Annotated in this window: 21 protein-coding genes; 8 read left to right on the top strand and 13 right to left on the bottom strand. The window is 63.9% G+C overall.

The window, feature by feature from the left end:
* Both QM797_RS23990 and QM797_RS23985 read left to right on the top strand, forming a co-directional pair.
* Nucleotides 1–471: HNH endonuclease (locus QM797_RS23990; protein ID WP_283278176.1), on the top strand; the 471-nt coding region annotated here is incomplete at its 5' end.
* A 164-nt stretch (nucleotides 472–635) separates the two neighbouring features.
* Complete coding sequence (locus QM797_RS23985) at nucleotides 636–1,589, top strand: HAMP domain-containing protein (RefSeq protein ID WP_283278175.1); 954 nt, start codon at nucleotides 636–638, stop codon at nucleotides 1,587–1,589.
* 32 nt (nucleotides 1,590–1,621) lie between these two features.
* Here the strand turns inward: QM797_RS23985 and QM797_RS23980 are convergent, their stop codons facing one another.
* Together QM797_RS23980 and QM797_RS23975 are read right to left on the bottom strand one after the other, a co-directional pair.
* Complete coding sequence (locus QM797_RS23980) at nucleotides 1,622–2,551, bottom strand: SDR family oxidoreductase (RefSeq protein WP_283278174.1); 930 nt, start codon at nucleotides 2,549–2,551, stop codon at nucleotides 1,622–1,624.
* Nucleotides 2,552–2,662: 111 nt separating this feature from the next.
* The gene (locus tag QM797_RS23975) at nucleotides 2,663–3,502 is read right to left on the bottom strand and encodes a helix-turn-helix transcriptional regulator (RefSeq protein WP_283278173.1); all 840 of its coding nucleotides are present in this window, start codon (nucleotides 3,500–3,502) and stop codon (nucleotides 2,663–2,665) included.
* 74 nt (nucleotides 3,503–3,576) lie between these two features.
* Between QM797_RS23975 and QM797_RS23970 the strand changes: the two genes are divergently transcribed.
* A complete protein-coding gene (locus QM797_RS23970) occupies nucleotides 3,577–4,302 on the top strand; it encodes an SDR family NAD(P)-dependent oxidoreductase (RefSeq protein WP_283278172.1) in 726 nt (241 codons plus the stop codon).
* 15 nt (nucleotides 4,303–4,317) lie between these two features.
* Here the strand turns inward: QM797_RS23970 and QM797_RS23965 are convergent, their stop codons facing one another.
* Nucleotides 4,318–4,818 carry a metallophosphoesterase family protein gene (locus tag QM797_RS23965; RefSeq protein WP_283278171.1) on the bottom strand — a complete coding sequence of 167 codons (501 nt, stop codon included), beginning with the start codon at nucleotides 4,816–4,818 and terminating at the stop codon, nucleotides 4,318–4,320.
* A 33-nt stretch (nucleotides 4,819–4,851) separates the two neighbouring features.
* A complete protein-coding gene (locus QM797_RS23960) occupies nucleotides 4,852–8,127 on the bottom strand; it encodes an error-prone DNA polymerase (RefSeq protein WP_283278170.1) in 3,276 nt (1,091 codons plus the stop codon).
* Nucleotides 8,128–8,251: 124 nt separating this feature from the next.
* On the opposite strand from QM797_RS23960, the gene QM797_RS23955 reads away from it, so the two are divergent.
* Both QM797_RS23955 and QM797_RS23950 read left to right on the top strand, forming a co-directional pair.
* Nucleotides 8,252–10,381 carry an MMPL family transporter gene (locus QM797_RS23955; protein WP_283278168.1) on the top strand — a complete coding sequence of 710 codons (2,130 nt, stop codon included), beginning with the start codon at nucleotides 8,252–8,254 and terminating at the stop codon, nucleotides 10,379–10,381.
* 34 nt (nucleotides 10,382–10,415) lie between these two features.
* Nucleotides 10,416–12,416 carry an SDR family oxidoreductase gene (locus QM797_RS23950; protein ID WP_283278167.1) on the top strand — a complete coding sequence of 667 codons (2,001 nt, stop codon included), beginning with the start codon at nucleotides 10,416–10,418 and terminating at the stop codon, nucleotides 12,414–12,416.
* 97 nt (nucleotides 12,417–12,513) lie between these two features.
* On the opposite strand, the gene QM797_RS23945 is transcribed toward QM797_RS23950, so the two are convergent.
* Entirely contained in the window at nucleotides 12,514–13,278 is a 765-nt protein-coding gene (locus tag QM797_RS23945) for a class I SAM-dependent methyltransferase (RefSeq protein ID WP_283278166.1), read from the bottom strand.
* Nucleotides 13,279–13,333: 55 nt separating this feature from the next.
* On the opposite strand from QM797_RS23945, the gene QM797_RS23940 reads away from it, so the two are divergent.
* Nucleotides 13,334–14,293 (top strand): ArsR/SmtB family transcription factor, encoded by a 960-nt coding sequence (locus QM797_RS23940; RefSeq protein WP_283278165.1) that lies wholly within the window; start codon nucleotides 13,334–13,336, stop codon nucleotides 14,291–14,293.
* 104 nt (nucleotides 14,294–14,397) lie between these two features.
* Nucleotides 14,398–14,997, top strand: a complete 600-nt coding sequence (locus QM797_RS23935) for a methyltransferase family protein (RefSeq protein WP_283278164.1) — start codon at nucleotides 14,398–14,400, stop codon at nucleotides 14,995–14,997.
* A gap of 12 nt (nucleotides 14,998–15,009) precedes the next feature.
* On the opposite strand, the gene QM797_RS23930 is transcribed toward QM797_RS23935, so the two are convergent.
* Genes QM797_RS23930 through imuA' form a run of 4 tightly spaced genes read right to left on the bottom strand, consistent with a single transcriptional unit; the run spans nucleotide 15,010 to nucleotide 18,734 of the window.
* A complete protein-coding gene (locus QM797_RS23930; protein ID WP_283278162.1) occupies nucleotides 15,010–15,519 on the bottom strand; it encodes a hypothetical protein in 510 nt (169 codons plus the stop codon).
* An 8-nt stretch (nucleotides 15,520–15,527) separates the two neighbouring features.
* The gene (locus tag QM797_RS23925) at nucleotides 15,528–16,292 is read right to left on the bottom strand and encodes an alpha/beta fold hydrolase (RefSeq protein ID WP_502942391.1); all 765 of its coding nucleotides are present in this window, start codon (nucleotides 16,290–16,292) and stop codon (nucleotides 15,528–15,530) included.
* A gap of 22 nt (nucleotides 16,293–16,314) precedes the next feature.
* A complete protein-coding gene (locus QM797_RS23920) occupies nucleotides 16,315–17,904 on the bottom strand; it encodes a DNA polymerase Y family protein (RefSeq protein WP_283278161.1) in 1,590 nt (529 codons plus the stop codon).
* On the bottom strand, nucleotides 17,901–18,734 hold the full coding sequence (gene imuA' / locus QM797_RS23915; RefSeq protein WP_283278160.1) for a DnaE2-dependent mutagenesis accessory factor ImuA': 834 nt from the start codon (nucleotides 18,732–18,734) through the stop codon (nucleotides 17,901–17,903). Before imuA' ends, QM797_RS23920 begins: the two co-directional genes overlap by 4 nt.
* A gap of 205 nt (nucleotides 18,735–18,939) precedes the next feature.
* Here imuA' and QM797_RS23910 point away from each other — a divergent pair, with 205 nt between their 5' ends.
* Nucleotides 18,940–20,163, top strand: a complete 1,224-nt coding sequence (locus QM797_RS23910; RefSeq protein WP_283278159.1) for a serine/threonine-protein kinase — start codon at nucleotides 18,940–18,942, stop codon at nucleotides 20,161–20,163.
* A 20-nt stretch (nucleotides 20,164–20,183) separates the two neighbouring features.
* On the opposite strand, the gene QM797_RS23905 is transcribed toward QM797_RS23910, so the two are convergent.
* The 4 genes from QM797_RS23905 to QM797_RS23890 are packed head-to-tail and all read right to left on the bottom strand — an operon-like array spanning nucleotide 20,184 to nucleotide 23,800.
* A complete protein-coding gene (locus QM797_RS23905; protein ID WP_283278157.1) occupies nucleotides 20,184–20,882 on the bottom strand; it encodes a response regulator in 699 nt (232 codons plus the stop codon).
* Complete coding sequence (locus QM797_RS23900) at nucleotides 20,861–21,994, bottom strand: sensor histidine kinase (protein WP_283278156.1); 1,134 nt, start codon at nucleotides 21,992–21,994, stop codon at nucleotides 20,861–20,863. Before QM797_RS23900 ends, QM797_RS23905 begins: the two co-directional genes overlap by 22 nt.
* Before the next feature lie 10 nt (nucleotides 21,995–22,004).
* Nucleotides 22,005–22,760: a YqeB family protein gene (locus QM797_RS23895; protein ID WP_283278155.1), complete on the bottom strand. Its 756-nt coding sequence runs from the start codon at nucleotides 22,758–22,760 to the stop codon at nucleotides 22,005–22,007.
* 32 nt (nucleotides 22,761–22,792) lie between these two features.
* Nucleotides 22,793–23,800 carry a DNA polymerase III subunit beta family protein gene (locus tag QM797_RS23890; RefSeq protein ID WP_283278154.1) on the bottom strand — a complete coding sequence of 336 codons (1,008 nt, stop codon included), beginning with the start codon at nucleotides 23,798–23,800 and terminating at the stop codon, nucleotides 22,793–22,795.
* Between the last annotated feature and the right edge of the window lie 16 nt (nucleotides 23,801–23,816).

Here is a 23,816-nt window from a genome sequence, read left to right as displayed (position 1 = left end):
TCCGTCGCACGCGACCCACTGACCGACCGCGCCCTGATCTACCGACCCGACGCCCGCACCACCGCCGCAGTCCGGCTCCGCGACCGACACTGCCGATTCCCCGGCTGCCACCGCCCCGCGGACCGCTGCCAACTCGACCACGTGATCGCCTTCGATCACGCCAACCCGCTCGGCGGCGGCTGGACCACCATCAACAACCTCCAATGCCTGTGCGAGTTCCACCACACCGTCAAAACCGCCGGCTACTGGAGCGCCGTCATGCTCCCCGGCGGCGCGATCCTGTGGACCTCCACCTCGAAGACCAGCCGAATCACCCTGCCCGCCAACGGAACAGCCGTACCCATCATCGGCAACGACCTCAGACCACACATCCCCACCAAACCCAAACGATCCGGGATCATCGCCTACCCACACCCACCCGACAACCACGAGCCACCAACAACCGAAGACACCGAATCCCCACCATTCTGATCAGTGACCGTCGGGAACGGCTTCTTGTCCAGCCTCCGGTCCCCGGCAGTATCCGGACCGGAGCCGAGAGCAGACAGCGATCGAGTGTCGACCTGCGCCGTACATCGATTGGATCTGCGCGGCCTGCGGAATCGTCATCGGTCGTCGACCGGCATACTCGATAGATGAGCGATTCACGTGCGGCCACTCGCCCGAGGGCGCTGTCGTTGCACGGCCGGATACGAGTGTTGACGATGAGTGTGGCAGCGCTCGCCGTAGCAGTGAGCGCTCTGGCGATCTATCTCGTCGCGGAGCAGGCCTTACGTTCGCAGATCATCGACCGCGTCGGCCGCAACAGTGACGCCATCATCGCCAGCGCGACATCAGGCCTGCCGGCCGGTCTGCTCGGCTTCGGCATAGAAGACACCGAGGGCACCAAGGTAAAGGTGGCGCTGGTGACGACCGACGGCGCGTTGGTGACGTCGACGAACGGTAGCGAGCCGTTCATCAACTCGGACGGCGCTCTGGACGACCCTGAAAAATCAGTCGTCGAGGGTAGCGTCGATCGGTCGCTGCGTGAGGTCCGTGGCTACTACCTCTCAGCGCAACGCACCGACTCGGGCGCAACGATCATGGTGGCCGAATCGCTCAGCGAAGCGTCACCGTTGCTCGCCAAGCTCACACTTGCGCTCGTTATCGTCGGGGCATTTCTTGTCGCCCTGGCCGGTGTCGCCGGTGCCGCTGTTGCCCGAACCGGACTGCGACCGGTCCGACGCCTCCGCGCCGGCACCGAAAGAGTCGCCAGAACTGGAAGTTTCGAGCCCATCGACGTCAACGGAGACGACGAACTGGCGTCACTCGCCAACAGCTTCAACGAAATGTTGGCAGCGCTGTCGCGATCGCGAGAGCGGCAAGGTCAGTTGATCGTCGATGCAGGTGCCGAACTGATGCAGCCGTTGACGGCACTGCGGACGAACATCGACCTACTGATGTCTCTCGACCGGCCCGACACACCGGACATGCCCGAAGAAGAGCAGGATCGTCTGCGCGTCGAGGTGATCGCTCAGATGGATGTCATCATCGGGTTGGTGCACGATTTGGTCGACCATGCCCGGGAGCCCGCGCCGATACCGCGCTGACAGTCGATGCCACGCGGTCGAAGTCGATCGCTTCAGGACGAGAGTCGCGCACCGGTCAGCTCTTCGGACGCTTCCCACAGCCGGCGTGCGTCGTCCATGCTGCGCAGTGGCTTCCACAGCCCGACCTCGGCGGGCGGCCCGCCGATCAACCGGGTAGGACCGATGAACTGATCACCGCGCGAGGCGGTGCCAACCGCGGCGATCACGCCCGGTTGCGCGGCGCTGTCCACTGTTCCCGCAATGCCGACGCGGGCAAGAACACCGATTAGCCGTCTTCCCGCAGAATCTTTCGGACGCCCCAGACCTGGTTGGGCCGCAAGCAGATTGGTCGGTGAAATTCCGGGATGGGCCATGTTGCTGGTGATTCCCCAGCCAGCGGCCCTGCTGCGTGCGTCGAGTTCGCGGGCGAACAAGGCCACCGCGAGCTTCGACTGACTGTATGCCTTCATGACGGCATAGGAACGCTCCCAGTTCAGGTCGTCCCAGTTGATGGTCCCCGATCGCGCCGCGATGCTCGTCTGATGGGTAACTCGACCACGACCGGCCCGAAGAAGCGGCAGCAGAGCGAGGGTGAGTGCGAAATGACCGAGGTGGTTGGTTCCGAACTGCAGCTCGAATCCGTCCTGAGTGACTTGGCGCTCGGGTGGTTGCATGACTCCTGCGTTGTTGACCAGCACATCGATCGGCCGTCCTTCGGAAACGAGTTCGCTCGCCAACGCTGCAACCGAATTCAGTGAAGACAGGTCCAACTCGCGGGTGCCGACCTGCGCACCGGCTACCGCAGCACGGATCGACTCGGCTGCGCGCTCCCCCTTGGCGGCAGAGCGCACCGGCATGACGACCTCTGCTCCGGCACGCGCGAGCCGCGTCGCGATGACCGTGCCGATCCCGTCGCTGGCTCCCGTGACGACGGCGCGCTTCCCATTCAGGTCGGGGATGGATAGATCTGCGATGCGGCCCATATCAAGCTCCTCGGGTGTTGTGATCGGACGTGCAGAACCCATGTTCGGCTCCCGTGTCGGACTTATCCAGGACTTCCCGATCCACTGATTCGCCCGACACCCTGGACCGAGTCAGGACAGGACCTGAGTTCCCACCACTGCCAGCAATTCCAGTTTGTCGTAGCTCTCACTGCCGGGTACTGCCGTGTACACCAACAACCGATGCGCTTGCTCCGGGTCCAGAAGGGTCTGGCAGTTCAGTTCCAGCATGCCGACAGTCGGGTGCAGGAACCGCTTGGATTCAGGCGGGTGCACCCCCACTTCCCGCTTCGCCCACAGGGTTCGGAACTCTTCGCTGACCTCGAGCAGTTCGGCTGCCAGATGCGCTGCTGTGGAGTCCGGTCCGCGAAGAGTGACGATCTCTCGCAGCCCCGACGCGTACACCCGAGACAGCACGGCACGCTCTTCGGGCGGGTACGGGTGCAGGGCAGCGGGATCGGTGAACCAGCGATATCCCAGACTTCGGTTCGGCCCGGTGCGCAACGACGCATCCCCGGTCAACGCCGCGCCCAGCGGCGTCTGGCGCAGAGTGTCACCGAGCTCTGACACGATCTCGGCGGGGGTGTCGTTCAGTCGGTCCAATATCCGCAGCAATCCTGGGCTGATGTGGTCGGTCGAGATCCCGCGCACAGGAGGAGCGTGCCCGGCGAGGCGGAACACATGATCACGCTCTCCCAGCGACAGATGCAACCCCTGCGCGATCGACGCAATCATCTGCTCCGACGGAGCAGGACCGGACCCACGTTCGAGCCGGGCGTAGTAGTCGGTCGACATATGGCACAGTTCGGCGACCTCTTCGCGCCGAAGGCCCCGCGTTCGCCTGCGTTGTCCACGCGGAAGGCCGATGTCCTCGGGCTGCAACGCCTCACGACGCTGCCGAAGAAATGCGGCCAACTCCGGTCGATCGATCACCGCAGACCTCCTTCCGTCGAACGCGGGTGCTGCTTCCGCAATTGTGCCCTCTCCGCGGTCGCTATTGTCGAACGATGAGCGCTCCCTTGACCATCGTCACCGGTGGCACCCGCGGGATCGGTGCCGCCGTGTCCCGACGGCTGGTTGCCGACGGCCACGATGTAGTGATCGGCTACCGCTCCGATGCCTCCGCTGCTGAGACACTCGCCACCGAACTGTCGACATCCGGGCGAACTGCGGTCGCGGTATGCGCCGACACCACCGACGAGCAGGCAGTCTCCAACATGTTCACAGCGGCCGCGGAGATCGGCACCCTCACCGGATTGGTGAACAACGCCGGCTCGGCACGCGCCGTCGGGAAGCTGGCGGACAACGACATCGAGACCATCCGAGCAGACCTCGATGTCAACTTGATCGGGGTGATCACCTGCTGCAAATATGCGATCGCAGCGATGGCCGAATCGGGTGGTGCAATCGTCAATATCTCCTCTGCTGCCGCCACACTCGGTAGCCCCGGAATGTACGTGCACTACGCGGCAGCCAAGGCTGCGGTGGATACACTGACCGTCGGTCTGTCCAAAGAGGTTGCCGCGCAGAACATTCGCGTCAATGCAGTGGCACCCGGAATCATAGAAACCGACTTCCATCGAGATCGACAACGGCCGCAGAAGATGGCGTCGAATATCCCCCTCGGCCGCCCCGGTGTGCCGGACGAGATTGCCGGTGCGGTGTCGTGGTTGCTGTCCGCCGATGCGCGGTACGCCACCGGAACCGTCATTCGGGTGGCCGGCGGTATGTGAACGCCTCGGCTGCCACTAACGAGGTGCGATGCGATGCAGTTCGACTTCTTCGAGCTCCCCGTTCTCGGCGACGGCCGTCATGTACGTGCAGAACGGTTGTCGACGCCGATCCGTCGGAGATCCAGGGTTGAGCATCCGTAAACCGTTGTCCGCGAACGTGTCCCACGGTATGTGGCTGTGCCCGAACACGAGGACGTCCGTCTCCGGGTATGCCGCCGCCATGCGTCGTTCACGGCCCGTCGCGGCACCGGTCTCGTGCACCACGGTGAACCGAACTCCGCCGAGCGAGACGTCGGCGCGTTCGGGCATCAGAGCCCGCAACTCGTCACCGTCGTTGTTCCCCCAGCACGCGACCAGAGAACGCGACCGCTGTGACAGCGCCTCGAACGATGCGAGGTCCACCCAATCGCCGGCATGGATCACGACATCTGCGTCGTCGACGGCCGCCCACACCTCGTCGGGCAGGTCGCGAGCACGCTTCGGGAGATGAGTGTCGGCAATCAGCAGCAGCTTCACCACTCGATTGTGCACGCGAGCGGTGCGGCCCGGTCAACGAAAGTCCCTCGAACTGGATGCGACTCGCAGATCCATCAGTTGCAGATGGTCCGCCACCACGGTCACCGCACCCTCTGCGTTCTGCACCTTGCCTCGAATGAGCAACGCCGGAGCGGTGATCGCCAACTTGCGGTACTTGGCCCACAATCCGACCGAGCACACGACGTTGACCATGCCGGTTTCGTCCTCGAGGTTGATGAACGTGACACCTCCGGCAGTGGCAGGCCGCTGGCGATGCGTCACCGCACCGCCCACGAGGACCCGGTCTCCATCGGGGATCTGCAGCAACCGATTCGCGGGAACCACGCCGAGAGATTCGAGCCGATCTCGAAAGAACTGGGTGGGATAGGAATTCGGCGAGACCCCGGTTGCCCAGACATCGGCCGACGCCAGATCGAGATCCGTCATACCCGGCAGCGCAGGCGCTTTCGTCGATGCGCCGATGCCGGGGAGCAGACCGGGCCGCTCCCCTGCCGCCGCGCCGGCAGCCCACAACGCCTCTCGACGTGTGATGCCGAAACACCCCAGTGCGCCGGCCGTGGCCAGTGCTTCCGCCTGCGCCACCGACAGTTCGACGCGACCCGTCAGATCCAGGAACGAGGCGTACGGCCCGTGCGAGTTCCTGGCATCGACGATCTTCTGAGCCAGTGCGGTACCGACGAATTTCACATCGGCCAACCCCATGCGAATCTCGAGGCCGTCTCCCTCGAGATTCGCATGACCGAGACTGGCGTTCACGTCGGCACCGTGCACCAGCACGCCGTGCCGCCTGGCATCGGCGACCAAAGATTGAGGTGAGTAGAAACCCATCGGCTGGGCGCGCAACAAGCCTGCGCAGAAGGCAGCCGGATAGTGCAACTTGAACCACGACGAATAGAAGACCAACGAGGCGAAGCTCTGCGAATGACTCTCGGGAAAGCCGAAATTGGCGAACGCCGACAGCTTTTCGTAGATGCGGTCGGCTGCCTCACCGGTGATGCCGTGCAGATCGCGCATTCCGTCGTAGAATCTCCCGCGCAGCAGCTCCATCTTCTCCGGTGATCGCTTCGATCCCATGGCACGACGCAATTGGTCGGCGTCGGCGGCACTGAAACCGGCGACATCGATGGCCATCTGCATCAGCTGTTCCTGGAACAGCGGAACTCCGAGAGTTCGATCGAGTGCCTTCTTGAGCGACGGGTGCTCGAAGATCACCGGCTCCAGCCCGTTGCGACGCTTGATGTACGGGTGCACCGAACCGCCCTGGATGGGACCGGGACGGATCAGGGCGACCTCGACCACCAGATCGTAGAAGTTACGCGGCTTGAGCCTCGGCAGAGTGGCCATCTGCGCGCGGGATTCGACTTGGAACACCCCCACCGAATCGGCTCGTTGAAGCATCTCGTACACCTCGGGCTCGGACAGGTCGATCGAGGCGAGGTCGATGTCGATGCCCTTGTGCTCGGCGATCAGGTCCATCATGTAGTGCAGCGCCGAGAGCATGCCCAGCCCGAGCATGTCGAACTTCACCAAACCCACTGCGGCACAATCGTCCTTGTCCCACTGCAGCACACTGCGATTCTCCATCGTCGCCCACTCCACCGGGCAGACGTCGGCGATCGGCCGATCGCAGATCACCATGCCGCCGGAGTGAATGCCGAGGTGCCGCGGGAATCCCTCGATCTGCCGGGCTAGTTGCAGAACGGATTCTGGAATACCGTCACCTTCCTGATCACCGATTCCGGACCAGCGGGTGATCTGCTTGCTCCACGCGTCCTGTTGCCCCTGCGAGAAGCCGAGCGCACGGGCCATGTCTCGTACCGAGGACTTGCCGCGGTAGGTGATGACGTTGGCCACCTGAGCGGCATGGGTGCGGCCGTACTTGGCGTAGACGTGCTGGATCGCCTCCTCGCGGCGATCCGATTCGATGTCGATGTCGATGTCGGGTGGGCCGTCGCGTTCGGGTGCGAGGAACCGTTCGAACAGCAGCTTGTTGGCCACCGGGTCGACGTTGGTGATGCCGATGGCGTAGCAGACAGCAGAGTTCGCTGCCGAACCTCTTCCCTGACACAGGATGTCGTGTGTCTTGCAGAAGTCGACGATGTCGTGGACCACCAGAAAGTAGCCGGGAAACTCGAGTCGCTCGATGATGTCGAGTTCGTATTCGAGCTGCGAATACGCCGCCGGATTCGCCGGTTGCGGGCCGTACCGGCGGGCCGCGCCCTCGAACGTGAGCCGCCGCAGATAACTGATCTCGGTGTATCCGTCGGGAACCTCGAACGGCGGCAGGCGCGGCGCGATCAGCTTCAGATCGAACGAGCACTCACGACCGAGCTCGACGGCACCGCGTACCGCGCCCGGATAGTGCTCGAACAATTCGGCCATCTCCGCCCCGGACCGAAGATGTGCGCCGCCCGTCGGTGCCAACCAACCGGCGGCCTCGTCCAAGCTGCTGCGCGCACGTACTGCGGCCATCGCCATGGCCAACCTCCTGCTGCGCGGACTCGCGTAGTGCGCGGCCGTGGTCGCGATCATCGCAAGGCCGTACCGGCGAGCCAGAGCCGCGAGCACGTCATTGCGCTCGTCGTCGTCCGCAATTCCGTGCCGGGTGAGTTCGACGGTCACGCGATCGGGACCGAAGCGGTCGACGAGAGTGCGCAGTGCGGCCTCGGCCGCCTCCGGACCGCCGCGCGAGAGTGCCTGCCGAACATGACCCTTCCGGCAACCGGTGAGAATCTGCCAGTGCCCGCCGGCCGCTTCGGTGAGCTCGTCGATGTCGTACTGCGGCTTGCCTTTGACTCCACCGGCCAGGTGCGCGGCCGCGATCCGACGCGAGAGCCGTCGATACCCCTCTTGCCCGCGGGCGAGCACCAATAGGTGAGTGCCGTCGGGGTCGGTCGCTCCGGCCCTCGAGCGATCGCTGTCGAGCGATAGTTCGGCACCGAACACGGTTCCGATATCGAGAGCTCTGGCCGCCTCGGCGAAGCGAACGACTCCGTAGAAACCGTCGTGATCGGTGATGGCGATGGATTCGAGGCCCAGTCGTACCGCTTCTTCGACCATCTCCTCCGGCTGCGAGGCACCGTCGAGAAAGCTGAACGCCGAGTGCGCGTGCAATTCTGCATACGGCGTCGTGGCCAGCACGGGCTTGTCGATGGTGCGGTCGTAGACGTCCCTCTTTCGCGACCACGCCGGGCTGTCGCCTCCGTCGCCCTCGGCCGCAGGCTTGGGACGTCCGGACAGGACGCGCTCCATCTCCGACCACGTGGGTGGCCCGTCGTTCCATCCCATCTAGCCCTCCCCACACCGCATCGCCGTTGCATCGAACATCTGTTCTAATGAGAGCACGAGGGTCCGACACGATCAACTACAGTCGAGTCGCCACTGACCCCTTCCACAGAGCCGGAGCACCGTCGTGACCCGTTGGGCCTCGTTCGTCGTATCGCACAAACGATGGGTGCTGGCAGTCGTCGTTGCCGTCGTCGCCGTCGGCGGGGTGTTGGGATTGAGCGTCTTCTCGAAACTGAGCGAGGGCGGCTACGCCGACGCAGGCAGTGAGTCGTCGGAGGTGGCACGGCTGGTGCAGGGCATCGGTCAGCCGACACCGGACATCGTGGCGATCTACACCGCACCCGACGGCGAGACGATCGACGACATCGGACCCCGGGTACAGGCGACGCTCGACGAGTTCACAGGTCGATACACCCTCGGCAACGTCAATTCGTACTGGACCGCAGACCCGGTCAGCAAAGAATTCCTGGTCTCGAAGGACCGAACGAAGGCGCTGGTGACGGTATCCCTCGGGGCGAACTCGGGCGTCACGTTCAATACCTTCGGCGAACTTCCGCCCCAGCTCGAAGTGCCCGGAATCGAATCGCAGTTCGCCGGCGCGTCGGTGGTCGGAGTGTCGCTCAGTGAGACCCTCGAAAGCGACCTCGTCCGCTCGGAGCTCATCGCCGTTCCCATCACGCTGCTGCTGCTGATCTTCATCTTCGGTGGTGTGATCGCCGCGGCGGTTCCGGTGTTCGTCGGCATCCTGAGCGTGCTCAGCTCCCTGGCGATCCTGCGCGTCCTCACCGAGTTCACCGAAGTCAGTTCGTTCTCGATCAACGTCGCGTCGCTGTTGGGGCTCGGCCTGGCCATCGACTACGGATTGTTCATCGTCAGCAGGTTCCGCGAGGAACTGCGCAACGGGTCGACGCCGATCGACGCGACCGTCCGCACCGTCGCCACTGCAGGCAAGACCGTCGTCTTCTCGGGACTGCTGTTGATCTGTGCGTTCGCCGGCATGCTCGTCTTCCCCCAGGCGGTGATCCGATCCCTCGGATTCGGAGCCATGGCCGCGGTGGCGAGCGCCGCGGCGCTGTCACTGACCGTCGTTCCGGCACTGCTCGCGATTCTGGGCACCCACATCAATTCCTGGACCTGGTCACGCACCGCGTCCGATCGCAGCGATGCACGCGCACACAAGTTCTGGGGTGGTGTCGTCACCCGCGTGATGAAGCATCCAGGCATCGTCGCAGCCGTCATCGTCGCTGGGTTGCTCATCATCGCCACCCCGATCCTCAAGGTCTCGCTCGGCGAGGTCGACTACACGGCGTTACCGAAAGACAACCCCGCGCGCATGGCGTTCGAGACACTCGGCACCGACTTCGAGTCGACCGGTGACGGTGCCACCGTCGTTCTTCGCGGCTTGGACGGCGTCAAGCCTCAGGGCGCACCCATTGCAGCACTGACCTCGGCCGTGGAATCCACCCCCGGCATCGCCCGCGCCGAATTCCTGGGTTCCAAAGACGATTTCGTGACCCTTCAGGCGGCCTACAGCGAACCGACCGGTGGACTGACCGAGGCCGAATCCCAATCCGACGCAGTGTCTGCACTGCGCTCGATCACCCCTCCGGACGGTACCGAGATCCTCGTCGGCGGCGGTCGCGCGAACATCGACGACGGAAATGCGGCCATCGCGAAGTGGCTACCGGTGATGATCTCGATCATGGTCGTCTCGACGCTGGTACTGCTGTTCCTGGCGTTCGGCTCGATCGTGTTGCCGATCAAGGCCGTACTGATGGCAGGGCTGAGTTTGGGCGCGACATTCGGTGCCCTGACGTGGGTGTTCCAGGAAGGTCACGGAGCAGGACTGATCGGCGTCACTCCAGGACCACTCGAATCGACGTTCGTGGTCCTCATCCTCGCGGTCATCTTCGGCCTGTCGACCGACTACGAAGTGTTCCTGATGTCTCGCATGGTCGAAGCTCGCGCGGCGGGAGCGAGCACCGAAGAAGCCGTTGTCTTCGGTGCCCAGCGCACCGGACGTATCGTCACCGCGGCAGCGCTGATTCTGATCGTGGTCACCGGGGCGTTCACCATCTCCGGTCTGTCGATCATGAAGTTTCTCGGCTTCGGCGTCATTCTCGCCCTGATCATCGACGCCACCATCATCCGGATGCTGCTGGTTCCGTCCTTGGTCAAGCTCATGGGTGAGGCCAATTGGTGGGCACCGGCATGGATGAAGAAAGTGCACGACAAGGCCGGTATAGGCCACTAGCCGAGGAACTTACTTCAGAGTAAGGTCGGCACGCATGGCGAACTACATCGTGACCGGCGGTACCGGATTTCTCGGGAAGAACGTCCTACCCCGACTGCTGGAGCGTGATGCGAACTCCGTGATCCACGTGCTGGTACGTCCGAACTCGGTGGCTCGCCTGGAACGACTGGCACAGCAACTCGACGGCGGCGATCGAATTCATCCACTGGTCGGTGATCTCACCGAGCCCGAGCTCGGACTCACGAAGGTGCCGTCCGACATCGACCACATCCTCCATCTCGGTGCCGTCTACGACCTGACCGCAGGAGACGAGCAGGCACCGACCAATGTCGCCGGAACCGCCTCGGTGATTCGTCTCGCCGAGAAGACCGGCGCTCGGCTGCACCACATCTCGTCGATCGCCGTTGCCGGAGACTACCGAGGAACGTTCTCCGAGAACGATTTCAACCTCGGCCAGAGATTCCCGACGGCCTACCACCGCACCAAGTTCGAGTCCGAGAAATTGGTCCGCGACAGCACCGCGGACTGGCGGGTCTACCGCCCTGCCGCGATCATCGGCCACTCGGAGACCGGAGCCATCGACAAGATCGACGGCCCTTACTACTTCTTTCCGTTCTTCGCGCAACTGGCCAAGCTGCCCTCCGTGCTACCGATCACGGTGCCGAAGATGGGCAATACCAACCTGGTACCGGTCGACTACGTCGCCGACGCCATCGTCGAACTCGCGCACCGGGACACCGCTCCCCACAGTGTTTTTCATTTGGTGAACTCGAGTCCACAGTCCATGGCCGAGGTGTACTCCGCATTCTCGTCGGCGGCCGGGTCCCGAGCACGAGTTCTCGACGTTCCCGGAGCATTGGTTGCCCCGGTTGTCTCCCCCAAGTCCGGAGCGGTACGAAAGCAGCGCAACGCCGCCCTCCGCGATCTCGGCGTGCCACCGGTCATGCTCGATCATCTCACACTGCCCACGGTGTTCGAGTCGGCAGCGACTCAGAAAGCGTTGCAGGGCAGCTCGATTACGTCGCCGCCACTGCGCACGTATGCAGATCGCGTGTGGATGTACTGGCAGAAGAACTTCGATCCCAAGCGCAACCGCCGAAACGACCCACGCGGGCCGTTGTTCGGTCGTCACATCATCATCACCGGCGGGTCCTCCGGCATCGGGCGAGCCAGCGCCGAGGCGGCGGCACGCAAGGGCGCGGTGGTAATTCTGCTCGCGCGCGGACAAGATCAACTCGACGAGGTGGTTCAGCACATTCGCGAATCGGGCGGTGCCGCCTACGGTTACCCGTGCGACGTGACCGACAGCGAATCGGTGGACCACACCGTCAAAACTGTTCTGAGCGAACACGATCACGTCGACATGCTGGTGAACAGCGCCGGTCGATCCATCCGCCGGTCGCTCTATCGGTCCACCGATCGGTTGCACGATTACGAACGCACCATGGCGGTCAACTACTTCGGGGCGATTCGGTTGGTGCTGGCGCTCCTACCGCATCTGCGCGAACGCCAGTTCGGACACGTCGTCAACATCTCCAGTGCCGCGGTACTGGGACACCCTCCGCGCTTCTCGGCCTACGTGGCCAGCAAGGCCGCACTCGACGGCTTCACCGATGTTGCTGCTGCAGAGACACTCTCGGATGGAATCACCTACACCACCATTCACATGCCCCTGGTGGACACCCCGATGATCACCCCGACAGGCGACAAGAACGTCGGCCCCGTGTTCTCACCCGAGAAGGCCGCCGCAATGGTGATCCGCGCACTGAGCGACAAGCCCAAACGCATCGACACACCGTTGGGAACACTCGGACAATTCGGAGCCATGTTCGCCCCCAAGGGCAAAGACCGCACGATGCACCAGCACTACCGTACGTTCGCCGAATCCGCTGCCGCCAAGGGCGAGATACCGATACCTCTCGAGGACGGGAAGGTGCCCTACCGAGTCCGCCCGTACGATCCGAAGACTCCGAAAGCACGCATCGGCAAAGTGATCCGGCGTATCGGCAGATTGGTTCCCGGCACGAGCTGGTGACGTGTGTGGTCCCAGGTACCGCCAGTGTCCACAATTTCCATTCGCGATCGCGGTCCCGTGTGTGGTCGCACAGAGTGGACACTCACGGTAGCGGCTACTAGGGGGCCACGGCAGTCCACAAAGTCCAGCGATCGCGTTCGATCAACTCACCAGGGGCCAAGCAACCACGCAGATACTCGACCAACTCCGCGAGCTCGACGTCGGAGAGTTCGTGCAGAATCGAGCGTCCGGTTCTGGCAGCGATCTCGGTCAGATACTGCTCGCGATTCTCGTGGCGTCGACGAGTTTCCCAGAGTGGTTGCGTGGCAACGTCGGTGAACCCTGCCCGAGCGAATGCGGCCAGTACGTCGTCGACGTCGTATCGGCGGCGACCCTCGACCTCCGTCAACCGGGGAAACGCGTCGAAGAGATACCCGCGCGGGTTCGTAGGTGATCCTGCGAGTGTCGCGTCTTCGCTCGTCCGATCCTGGACGATCGCGATACCACCCGGCTGTAGCAGCCGGAACGCCTCGGCCGCCACGGCGGAGGCATCGGGCAGATGATGGACCAGAGCGCGAGCGAACACGATATCTGCCAGGCCGTCGGGTAGGCCGGTGCGCTCGGCGGGCGCACACTCGAACACGATGTCCGCGGGCGACGATCGGCGGGCGGACTCAAGGATCGGTGCACTGGAATCGACAGCTGTGACATCCGCTCCCAGCGTGCGCCATGCACGCGCATAGGTACCCCCGCCACACCCGAGATCGACGACGTGCGCGCCGACCGGATCGACGATATCGGTGATCGCGGCAGCCCAAGAGGGGTCGGCCTCGCGGCCGGAATAGGTGTCGCCATTGGCTGGATCTTCGAAGTCGATGGGCATGTGGATCAGTACACCGAGCACGGTCGCCGGTCGCCACCATTTAGTGTGGGACTACATGCTCGCACTTCATCTCCGAGCCGCCGACCTGGCGGATACCTCGTTGACCGTCTCGCCGCTGTTCGAGACGGTCCTGAGCCTGCGTGCCTGGACCTCGCCGAATCGGCACCGTCTGCACGAGCCGTGGCGTCGACGCATCCTGACGGCATGGCGGCAGTGTGACACCGAGATACTGACGGCGTTGGTCTCTCCCGACGGCAGAATCCCGGACTTTCTCGCTCCCCGGACGCCCACCGAATCCCCGGCTTTCGACGACGAGATCGCCGTTGTCGGGGCGACACCGGCAGCGGAGATGCGACGCGATATCGCTGCCGCCTTCTCCGCTGAGATTCCTGCGGTCCTGATCGGTCCGGCCCGAGCGGTGCGCACCCGTACAGTCCAGGCGCTCTCGCACTACTGGGCCACGTGCCTCGAACCCGACTGGGCCCGCATCCGAGCGGTACTGGACGGCGATGTGGACTACCGAGCACAACAGCTCTCGCACTTCGGGGCACGAAAGATGTTCGAGCACCTCGATTCCCGAGTTCGATGGGATGACGGTGTGCTGTGGGTCGATCGGCTCGAGGACCAGGTGTGGGTCGACGTCGACGGACGTGGACTTCCACTGATTCCGTCGGTGTTCGTGCACGGCGCGATCACTCAGATCAGCCCGACGCGGGCTCCGTCGTTGGTGTACCCGGCCCGCGGGCGCGGCGCAGTGTGGAACATGGCACCGACAGCTCCGAACCGAGCGCTGACCAATCTTCTCGTCACCCAACGTGCCACGATTCTCACGCTTCTCGACACGCCTACCACCACCGGGGAAATCGCTGCCGCACTGGACGTCTCACCCAGCGCGGCGAGCCAACATCTTCGTGTTCTGCGCGAAGCGGCGGTGGTGCGACGCGTCAGACAGGGACGATCGGTGCTGTACGTACGCACTTCCCTCGGGGAGGATTTGGTCGGGCCGAGTCGATAGATCTCGCTACGACATGCTGTTGTTCGACATCGCATCACTCGATCATGAAGTGAGTCGGTCTGGGTGCGGGTCCGTTACGGATCCGCGTCTGAGAAGCTTCTCGCGTGATCGCCGAGAAGCTGCCGTTGTTCGTGACCAACCGTTCGACCGCTGCTGTTCTGGCGACAGCATTCACCGGCTTCGTGTGGTCGGAATACAAGATGGGGATGCGGAAGCCGCGGACCGGCTCATCGAACCGAGACAATGGTTCCGGCCGCGCCGTCGGCCGCGGCCTTGTGCTCTCGTATGGCGGAGGCCTTCTCCTGAGCGTGATCTCGCCGGCCACTGTATGCACCCGCCACCGACGAAAGGTCTTTCTGACAGGCTTGGCCACCGCGACCCTCGGGCAGGCGCTTCGGATCTCGGCAGCTCGCACACTCGGAGAGTCCTTCACATTCGTGGTCCACACGCACCCTGAGCAACTCGTGGTTCGGACGGGCCCGTATCGGTTCATTCGCCACCCGTCTTATGCCGGCGCACTGATCTGCGCGCTCGGCTTCTGTATTGCCTACGGGAACTGGCTTTCTCCCGTCATGGTGGCCTTTCTGGCGGGAGGATATGTTCGCAGAATCCCATCGGAGGAGACGGCCATGCTCGAGGGATTGGGAAACGCGTACGCCGAGTACATGGCACACTCGAAACGATTGGTGCCCTTCGTCTTTTAGCCTGGGTTTGCCTCAGCGCAAGAGAGCCTTTGCCCACACGCGCAGAAATCCCTGAGTCAAATACGTCAGTGAGCCGATCGCCAGTATCCACTTGACGGTGCTGACCACGGTGGTGGCGCGGACGACGGTGTCGGTGATCTGTTCTCGGTTGTCCATCAGCATCAGTCCAACGATGTTCTCGATGTAGTCACCGCCAGCGGAGACAACGGGTGCGACGGCCAATGCCGTCGTCGCCGCATGGCTCAGTGGCGTCTTCGCGGCCAGGCTGCGTGCGCCGGCCCTGAGTGCGATGGCATAGATCGCCGGATGCACGAAGTCGGGAAAATAGTGGCTGCGGAACCGGGCGATCTCGGCGTCGTCCATGCTCGCGAGGATCTGCCGGTAGCGCTGCTCGGACCAGGCCGTCTGTACCTCGAGTACTTTCGGGGCCGCGGGCCCGAGCAACCGCGCGATATTGCCCTGCGACACGACGAACAGTGCCGACCACGCCAACAGCTTTCCATCGAGCATGCTCAGGGACATGAGTGCGATTACTGCGTCAGAAACGGAAGAACGGTGGCCTCGAACGCCGAGTAACCGTCGCGATGGATGCTGTGTCCAGTGCGAAAGGCCTCGACGCGGCAGGTCGAGATCTCGGCGACCATCGCGTCGAGCCGAACCGGATCGACCATGCCGCCGGGACCTCCACGAAGCACCAACGTCGGAGCGGTGATGTCGGCCAACGACTCCCACCACTGCGGATTCGGCCGACGGAACTGCTCGAGAGCAGTGGCGGTCATCGACCGATCGAACGCGAGTACCGCACGGGGATGCAGAACAACGCTGGTCGCGGCGTGCCAGAGCTCAGTGACCGACGGCAGCTTGCCGGTCAGGGTCGGCGGGGCATCCCCCGGCCGAATCGGTATCGGAAGTTCTTCGAGTACCAGACGGCGAACGAGCGACGGGCGACGCTGCGCGACGAGCGAGACCGCATATCCGCCGAGGGAATGCCCGACGAGATCGACTTCGGTGAGCCCGAGGTGATCGATCAGAGCAAGCAGATCGCCACCGAACGAGTCGAACTCGTACGTTGGTGTGTGGGCGCTCTTGCCGTGCCCGCGCAGATCGACGGTGATCACCCGGCGACCTCGAGCGGTCAGTGCTCGGGCGAATCGATCCCAGGTTCCACTGTCCCCGCCCATCCCGTGCACCAGCATCACTGGCACCGGTGCCGCGCTCGGGTGTTCCAGCGGGACGAAAGTGCGATACGCGATATCGACGCCACCGAGGTCGACCGTCTCCGACATCATCTGCATTCACTCGAATGTAGCGGTGTCACTATTCGTAGATTCCCTCCACCCGCCACCGACCTTCGTCGAACACGAGCAGCAGGGCCCTTTCGTCGTCGAGCACCACCTGGGCCCGCGCTGTCGGACCAGTCGATGCATTGCCGCTGTCCCACCACCGCTCGTCCACCGGCCACGGCCCGGCCAATCCCGTCAGCTCCCATTCCTTGGTTCCCCAGCGCAATCGTGCCGGTGGCGCGTCGAACACACCGCGGTCGGTGACGCCGATTCCCGTACCCGTCCGATTCATCAGCGTCACCGTCGGACGTGTCTCGATCACCGCCGCCGGAGCAGGCTCGGGTAACCGTCCAGGCCATGGATGGGATGGATCGGACATCGGCACCAGCTCGTCGCCCAGTGGGCGCAGCGTTATCCGTTCGGACGGCCCGCGCCCACCGCTGAGAACACCGCCCAGCACCGATTCGCCACCGAGCAGACCTTGAACGCGCACCAATGCCCGACGCGCTCTCTCGTCCTCGTCTCCGACACTGCCCCACAACCCCAGTTGCAGCTCACCGGCTGCCACCACCTCGATCGGCTCGAGCCTCAGAACAGTGATCGCGGACGTCGGCTTGTTCTCGCTGCGCCCGGTGAGCCAGCCGTCCAGTTGCCACCGCACGCGATCGGCTGTTCCCTCTGGCGTCAACGGCTCCGCGCAACGCCAGATCCGCGACAGATTCTCACCGTTACCGGTACTGGCATGCACCAGCAGACGAGTACACGCAACGGCAGCGGCAGCAAGCTTGGTGTGCAACTGTTCGGCAAGACCGCGCCCGGCGAATGCAGCGGCGTCGACCCGATCGATCGGCGGATCGCACCGATACTCCACATCGAGATCCGGCGGCAGCGCCCGGGCCGAGGGCGGACGTTCGGGCTCGCCCCGGGCACTGCGATGCGCCAACACCGCATCGGTACCGAACCGCGACGCGACATCACCCGGAGACAGCGCAGCGAAGTCGCCGATGGTTCGTAGACCCAAGCGTCGCAACAGGTCCACCAACTCACCACGATCTGCAGCGGACATACTCGGTTCGGCCGAGAGTTCTGCCACCGGTAACGGAGCGAGAAAGCCGGCACCACCTCCGCGAGGTACCACCTGTGCATACCGCGCGGCAACGACCGCGGTGGACAACTCGTCGGCGATACCGATCTGGCATTCCACACCGGCAGCCGATGCTTGGTCGATCAGCCGTTCCGCGGCCCGGTGCTCGGTACCGAAATACCGTCCGACACCGCGGGCAGCGAGAACCAACAGGCCCGGCCGCAGCACTTCGACTCCCGGTGCGATGGCAGCGACGGCAGAGACCACAGGCTCGAACAGTCGCGCATCACGATCGGTATCGGCGAGAGCGACATGCACATCCGGGCACCGCGCCTGGGCTTCCCGACGCCGTAATCCGCGTTTGATACCCGACGCACGTGCCGTCGCCGAGCACGCGACGACCCGATTGGCGGAGGTGACGACCACCGGATGCGTCGCAGGCAGATCCGCCTGAGCAGCTGCTGCAACAGCGGGCCAATCAGGACACCACAGTGCAAGAACACGATTGGCAAGAACACGGCTGGAACGATCGATGCTCATGTCGAGACCGCGATCGACAATGGATTCTGTTCGCGCTCCTCGGCATGCCACTCGATGCGGCCGTTCTCCGAACGCAGGTCGAGCCGAACGGTGCGGGGCCGCATCGCCTTGCCGCGCGCGCACACCGACAGTCGGACGCCGCGGAGCCGGCCACGTCCCAGCTCCCGACCCGTACCGAGACCGTCGTAACCGTGCACCGATGCGTCCAGTCGTAGTTCTGCCCCGTCCCAGTGTCCATCGGTCACGAGCAGCGTCGATCCCTTGCTCCGCGCCCTGGCCACCACGGCTCTGGCCCGAGTGGGCGATACCGACATGCCACCGAGACCGAGCACCACGAGGTCCACACCGTCGAGCAGGATTGCCGCCACTTCCACCGGATCGGGACCGGGATCGGGAATGAGGGCCAGCTTGCTCAGCTGTGCGCCCATCTCCACCGCGGCCAGAATCCCGAAACGAGGCTGCCCGATGACGGCGACATGCCCACCGGCACCTGTCACTGCCGCCACCAAACCGATCAGCAGCGAGCCGGCACCGGACACCGAGGCCACCGTTCCACGCACCAGTCCACCGTGCGGCAGCACGTCGATCAGTGCAGAGGGCACCGGAAGAACGGCCCGCTGACGGACCGCACGTATCGGCTCGGCCTCGCCGAAATCGGAACGAATGGGATCGGAGCGAACGGGGTCGGGGTCCGAACTCTCGATGCGCACCGACGCCGTTTCGCCCCGGGATGGCACGGCAGCCATCCGGCTACGCAGCAACGCGACACGCTCCGGCAGCGACAACCCGTCGAGCACATCCGGCGTGACAGAAGCTCCCGATACAGTCATGTCACTCCCCTTCACGATGTAGAAAATCGAGCCGAAACATCGGTGTTCGTCGAACGCGGGAAGTGGCGTATTCGAACACAATTTCGATCTGCACTCAGTAAAGCCGCTCGGACGGCAACTCGTCAAGGTGGTGCCGAAGCCGCTGGTGGGGGCTTCCGTTCTGCTGCTGCGGGCACGCCCCGCCATCGTCAACTAACCTGTGGGCGTGACCGATCAGCAGCGTGTTCGACGAGGAGTCGGACCCGACTACCTCCTGGCCGGAAGATACCGCCTTGCCGGCAAACTCGGGGGCGGCGGAATGGGCGCAGTATGGCTCGCCACCGACACACTTCTGCATCGTCAGGTTGCCGTCAAACAGGTCACGTCCACCACCGCGCTGAGCCCTGAGCAAGCCGTCGAGGTGCGCAATCGGGCCATGCGTGAGGGTCGCATCGCTGCCCGCCTGTCCAGCCCACACGCCATCGCGATGCACGACGTTGCTCTCGTCGACGGCGAGCCATGGCTGGTCATGGAATACCTGTCCTCGCGCAGTCTCGCGCAGGCGCTCGGCACCACCGATTCACTACCGCCGTTCGAGGTTGCTCAGATCGGGGCACAGATCGCCGACGCACTGACCGAGGCGCACGAGGCGGGAATCGTGCACCGCGACATCAAGCCGGGCAACATTCTGATCGCCGATCGCGGCAAAGATCTGGGCATCGTCAAGATCAGTGATTTCGGCATCTCTCGCGCCAAAGGGGACGTCGAGGAATCCGACGACAGCGTGATCACCGGCACCCCTGCATATTTCGCCCCGGAGGTTGCCCGCGGACAGGATCCCACAGCAGCCAGCGACGTGTTCTCCCTCGGCGCCACGCTGTACACCGCCATCGAAGGCAAACCTCCGTTCGACATCGATCACGATTCGATCGCACTGTTGCACCGAGTTGCCAAGGGGCAGATCATTTCTCCCACCCGCAGCGGAGATCTCACCGGTCCGCTGCTGCACATGCTCGAGCCCGATCCTGCTCGGCGTCCCACCATGGCGCAGGCCCGCGACGAGATCATCCTCGCTGCGATCAGCAAGCGCGGCACCATAGCTCAGCTACGGGGTGTACCCCTGACTTCCGCGGACGGCGTAGTTCCGGCATGGGCGAGACGCTCGACACCGGTGTCCGAATCTCGCCGTCCGTCCCGAGAATTCGGCAGTACCATCGCAGGCCTACCCGCCGTGCAACCTGGTGAAAGCACAGCGAATCCCGTTCCTTCGACCTACTCGCCACCGCCATTCGACTTGCCCAAGAAGAAAAAGAACCCGATCGACGACGTCCTGATGCGGATCGAAGATGCCGTCGGCGATCGGACGTCGATTCCGTCGCCGGTCATCCTCGCTGCACTGATCCTCGCTGTCGCGATCGTTCTGATTCTGCTGATCACCCTTGCGCTGTGATCGAATTGGAGCCCGCTCCGTCAGCGCGCCTCGTGCACGATGATTGCGATCTGAACCCTGTTGCTGCACTCCAGCTTCGTCAAGATCCGTGACACGTAGGTCTTCACCGTCGCCACACTCATGTACAACTCCGTACTGACCTCCGCGTTGGACTTTCCCGATCCGACAGCAACTGCCACCTCACGTTCTCGATCGGTGAGAGAATCGAGTGCCGCTCGCGCTCGAGGGGTGGCGGAGTCGTGTGATCGCGCGTCCTGCTCGCGCCAGTGGGCAACCAAGCGTCCTACGGCCGTCGGAGACAGCATCGACTCCCCGGTTCCGACGCGATGCACCGCGTCGATGATGTCGCGCGGTGGCGTGTCCTTGAGCAAGAACCCGTTGGCTCCCGCCCGCAGAGCCCGCAGCAGATATTCGTCGGTGTCGAACGTGGTCAGGACTACGATTGCCGCTGAAAAACCCTCTGCGCGAAGCATTTCGGTGGCAACCAGACCATCCATGACAGGCATCCGCACGTCCATCAGAACCACGTCGGGAGACAGCGCGTGCACTGCATCGATACCGCTGCGCCCGTCGGACGCCTCACCGACCACTGCGATACCCGGATCCGAACTCAAGATGAGCGACAAACCGGCCCGAACCAATGCGTCGTCGTCGACCAGCAACACCTTCAGTGTCTTGCCCGCTTCGGGACCGTAGGTCAGTTCGGACACGGTAGCCATGCTTCCAAACGGTAGACCACTCCGTTACTGGTGCGGGCAATTCCGTACTCTATTCGCCCTCCTGCCAGTTCGATTCGCTCGGTGAGGCCGATCATTCCCGATCGAGAGCCTGGGACTGTCGCGAATCCCCCTGTGCCGATGCCATTTTCGAGCCACACTCGAATCTCGTTGTCGACCTGTGTAATCCCACATCGCACCGGCAACCCCGGCGCGTGTTTCCTGGCGTTGGTCAGACCTTCCTGAATCACGCGGTGGACGGTGCGTGAAGTAGAGGCAGGCAGCGAAATATCCGCCGACATCTCGTCGACGAACGTCACCTGCGTACCGGCTTTCTCCGAATCGTCGATCAGCGCAGCTATATCGCCCACACCCGATTGTGGACGCGGCACGTTCACGTCGCCCGATCGAAGTACTCCCAGTATCTCCCGCAAATCCTCCAGGGCCCCGTGCGCATTGGACCTGATGGTCGACGCAAGCGCCTCGACCTCCCGCGCACCGACATCCGGCCGGACCTCGAGTGCACCGGCATGGAGACTGACCAACGAAATCCGATGCGCCAATGCGTCGTGCATCTCGCGCGCGATCCGCTCACGTTCGAGTCCGCGAACGGTCTCGGCGCGCAAATTCGATTCCGACTCGGCGCGCTCCGCCCGCTCTCGCAAAGAGTCGATCACTTCCCGCCGCGCTTTGACGACGATTCCCCACGCTGCCGGAATGCTCACAAAGGCGAGACTGAGTATCGCGGTGTACAGAATCGACTGTTCGCCCCACAGTCGCGTCCAGATCATCGGTGCCAGCACGTGCAGAACCACCACCGCAGTGGTGACTCGCCACGACTTCAGAGACGCCACGGTGAAGACGGCTACCAGTTCGGCTCCGCCCACAGCATCGGTGAGGACAGTGCACGCCCCCAGCGCTACCGCGATTTCGATCGGCCACCGGCGACGCCACCACAACAACACAGCGCCGAGGACGCCGACGACAACCGCCACGACGGTGCCCGTGTGAGTCCCGCCCTCGGTGTCCACGGTCACCGCCAGCATCAACACCAGAGCAAACGCCATGGCGGCGACGTCCCATGCGCGCTCCCGGTGTTGTCGCAACAGGATCATGATCCGACCGTCATGATCGAACCAGGGGACGCCAGTATTGGCTGGTCTTCTTGTCGCGCACTACTACACCGAGTCTGTCGAGCTCCGAACGCAATTCGCGCGCATCGGAACCCGCCTTCTTCTTCAGCGCCATGTCCCGAGCTTTGAGCACCGCATTCACCTCCGGTGCCAGGCCTGGCGTCTCGGGCACCCACAGGTGATACAGATCGTCGTAGGGATCACCGGGCGCAATCGAGTAACCCCGCTGCTCGAATGCTGCCTCGATCGCATCACGTCTCTCCTCGCTCGGTACCCGCACCAACTGACGCGAGGCTGCGTCGAGCAACACCAACTCCTTGCCGTCGACGAACACGGTACCGACCTGCGACCTGGACACCGTGGCGGTCTCACCCTTTTCGGTGATGCGTACGTGCGCCTCAGACACCGCCACCCGCGCAGTGTCGTAGAACGCGGCGGCCACCAGCGCCAACCCGAGCAGAACCCCCACCGCGATACACACGTACCGCACCCACCACTGCGACCACGACGCGATCAACTCCAACGGACCCTGGAACGGTATCCAGGTGAGCGACGCTCCCCACTCCGCCACGTACGGCACCGCGAATCCCAGCAGTCCGCCCACCAGCATTGCCCCGACGATCAACAGAATTCGATCACCACGAGAGAACCACAGCACCGCCGGTGGCGTCTCCCCGAGCATCTTGTCGTCCATACCGTCGACGGTATCGACTGTGGGAGCTGGTACCCAGTCATCGAAAGTCGACACTTCGCCGACTTTCGACGACAGGAAGCACTCGATCAGCCGCGAACCGGCATCACCAGCGTCGTCAGAGCGCCGTCGAGCGCGGAGCGCACCAGCATCGGCTGATCCGGTGCAGCGATGTCGAGCATCAGGTCGGGTCCGACAGCCGAGGCGACGGCTGCCTGCAGAACTGCCGCGTCGAAGAACACCACACTCTCCGAACCGGTCACCTGTGCGGGAACCGGAACACCATCGACCGAGACGCCGTTCGGCCCGGCGGCTATGCGAAGAGTGCCGCCGTCGAGCGGAACGAAATCTCGTTGCAGCACAACCCTCGTCACGGTCGGAGCCAGACCGTCCATGATCGTCCGCCAGTCGGGGAATTCACCGTCGACCGGGTCCACCTCGGCCCGAGCACCGTCGGAGTCGATCACCATCGCGTCGTCGGTTGCCGTCAGCACGAGGGTGCCGGTTGCGGTCACCGTCCCGAGGGAGCCGACCGCTGCGATTCGAGACCAGGGGGCACCGGGCGAGCACGGCGCAACGAGACTGCGGGTGGAGAGTCGATACCGATCCGTCGCAGTGAGAGTGACGCTGCTGCCGTCCACCTCGATCAGGACGCCTTGCAACACCGGGAAATCGTCACTCGTCCCGGCTGCCGACGAGACCTGTTCTACTGCGGAGGCAAATTCCGCGGCAGATACCGTTGCCGTGCAGTACTTTTCGTCGAATAATCGGCGGATCGACACCGCAGCCTCGGCTGCCGCGCGCGCATTCGCGGCAAGCTCCTCGACGTGTCGATCCACGATCTCGACCGCCGCGGCTCCGACGCCGTCGAGGGCGGCGGCCACCTTGTCGAGTGGCATCCCGATCTCGCGCAGTTGTCGAATGATGTTGGCCCGCTTCGCTTGTGCGCGGGTGTAGTAGCGATAGCCGGACTTCGCGTCGATGGACGCCGGGACGAGCAACCCACAGTCGTCGTAGAAGCGCAGGGCACTGGGGGTCAGCCCGCTCGAGCGAGCGAACACACCGATGGTCAGGAACTCTTCGTCAGAATCAGTCATGGCGAAATCCTGAGGC

The organism is Rhodococcus sp. IEGM 1381 (genome assembly GCF_030056795.1).
Lineage (GTDB): Bacteria > Actinomycetota > Actinomycetes > Mycobacteriales > Mycobacteriaceae > Rhodococcoides.
This window is presented reverse-complemented; position numbering and strand designations above follow the sequence as displayed.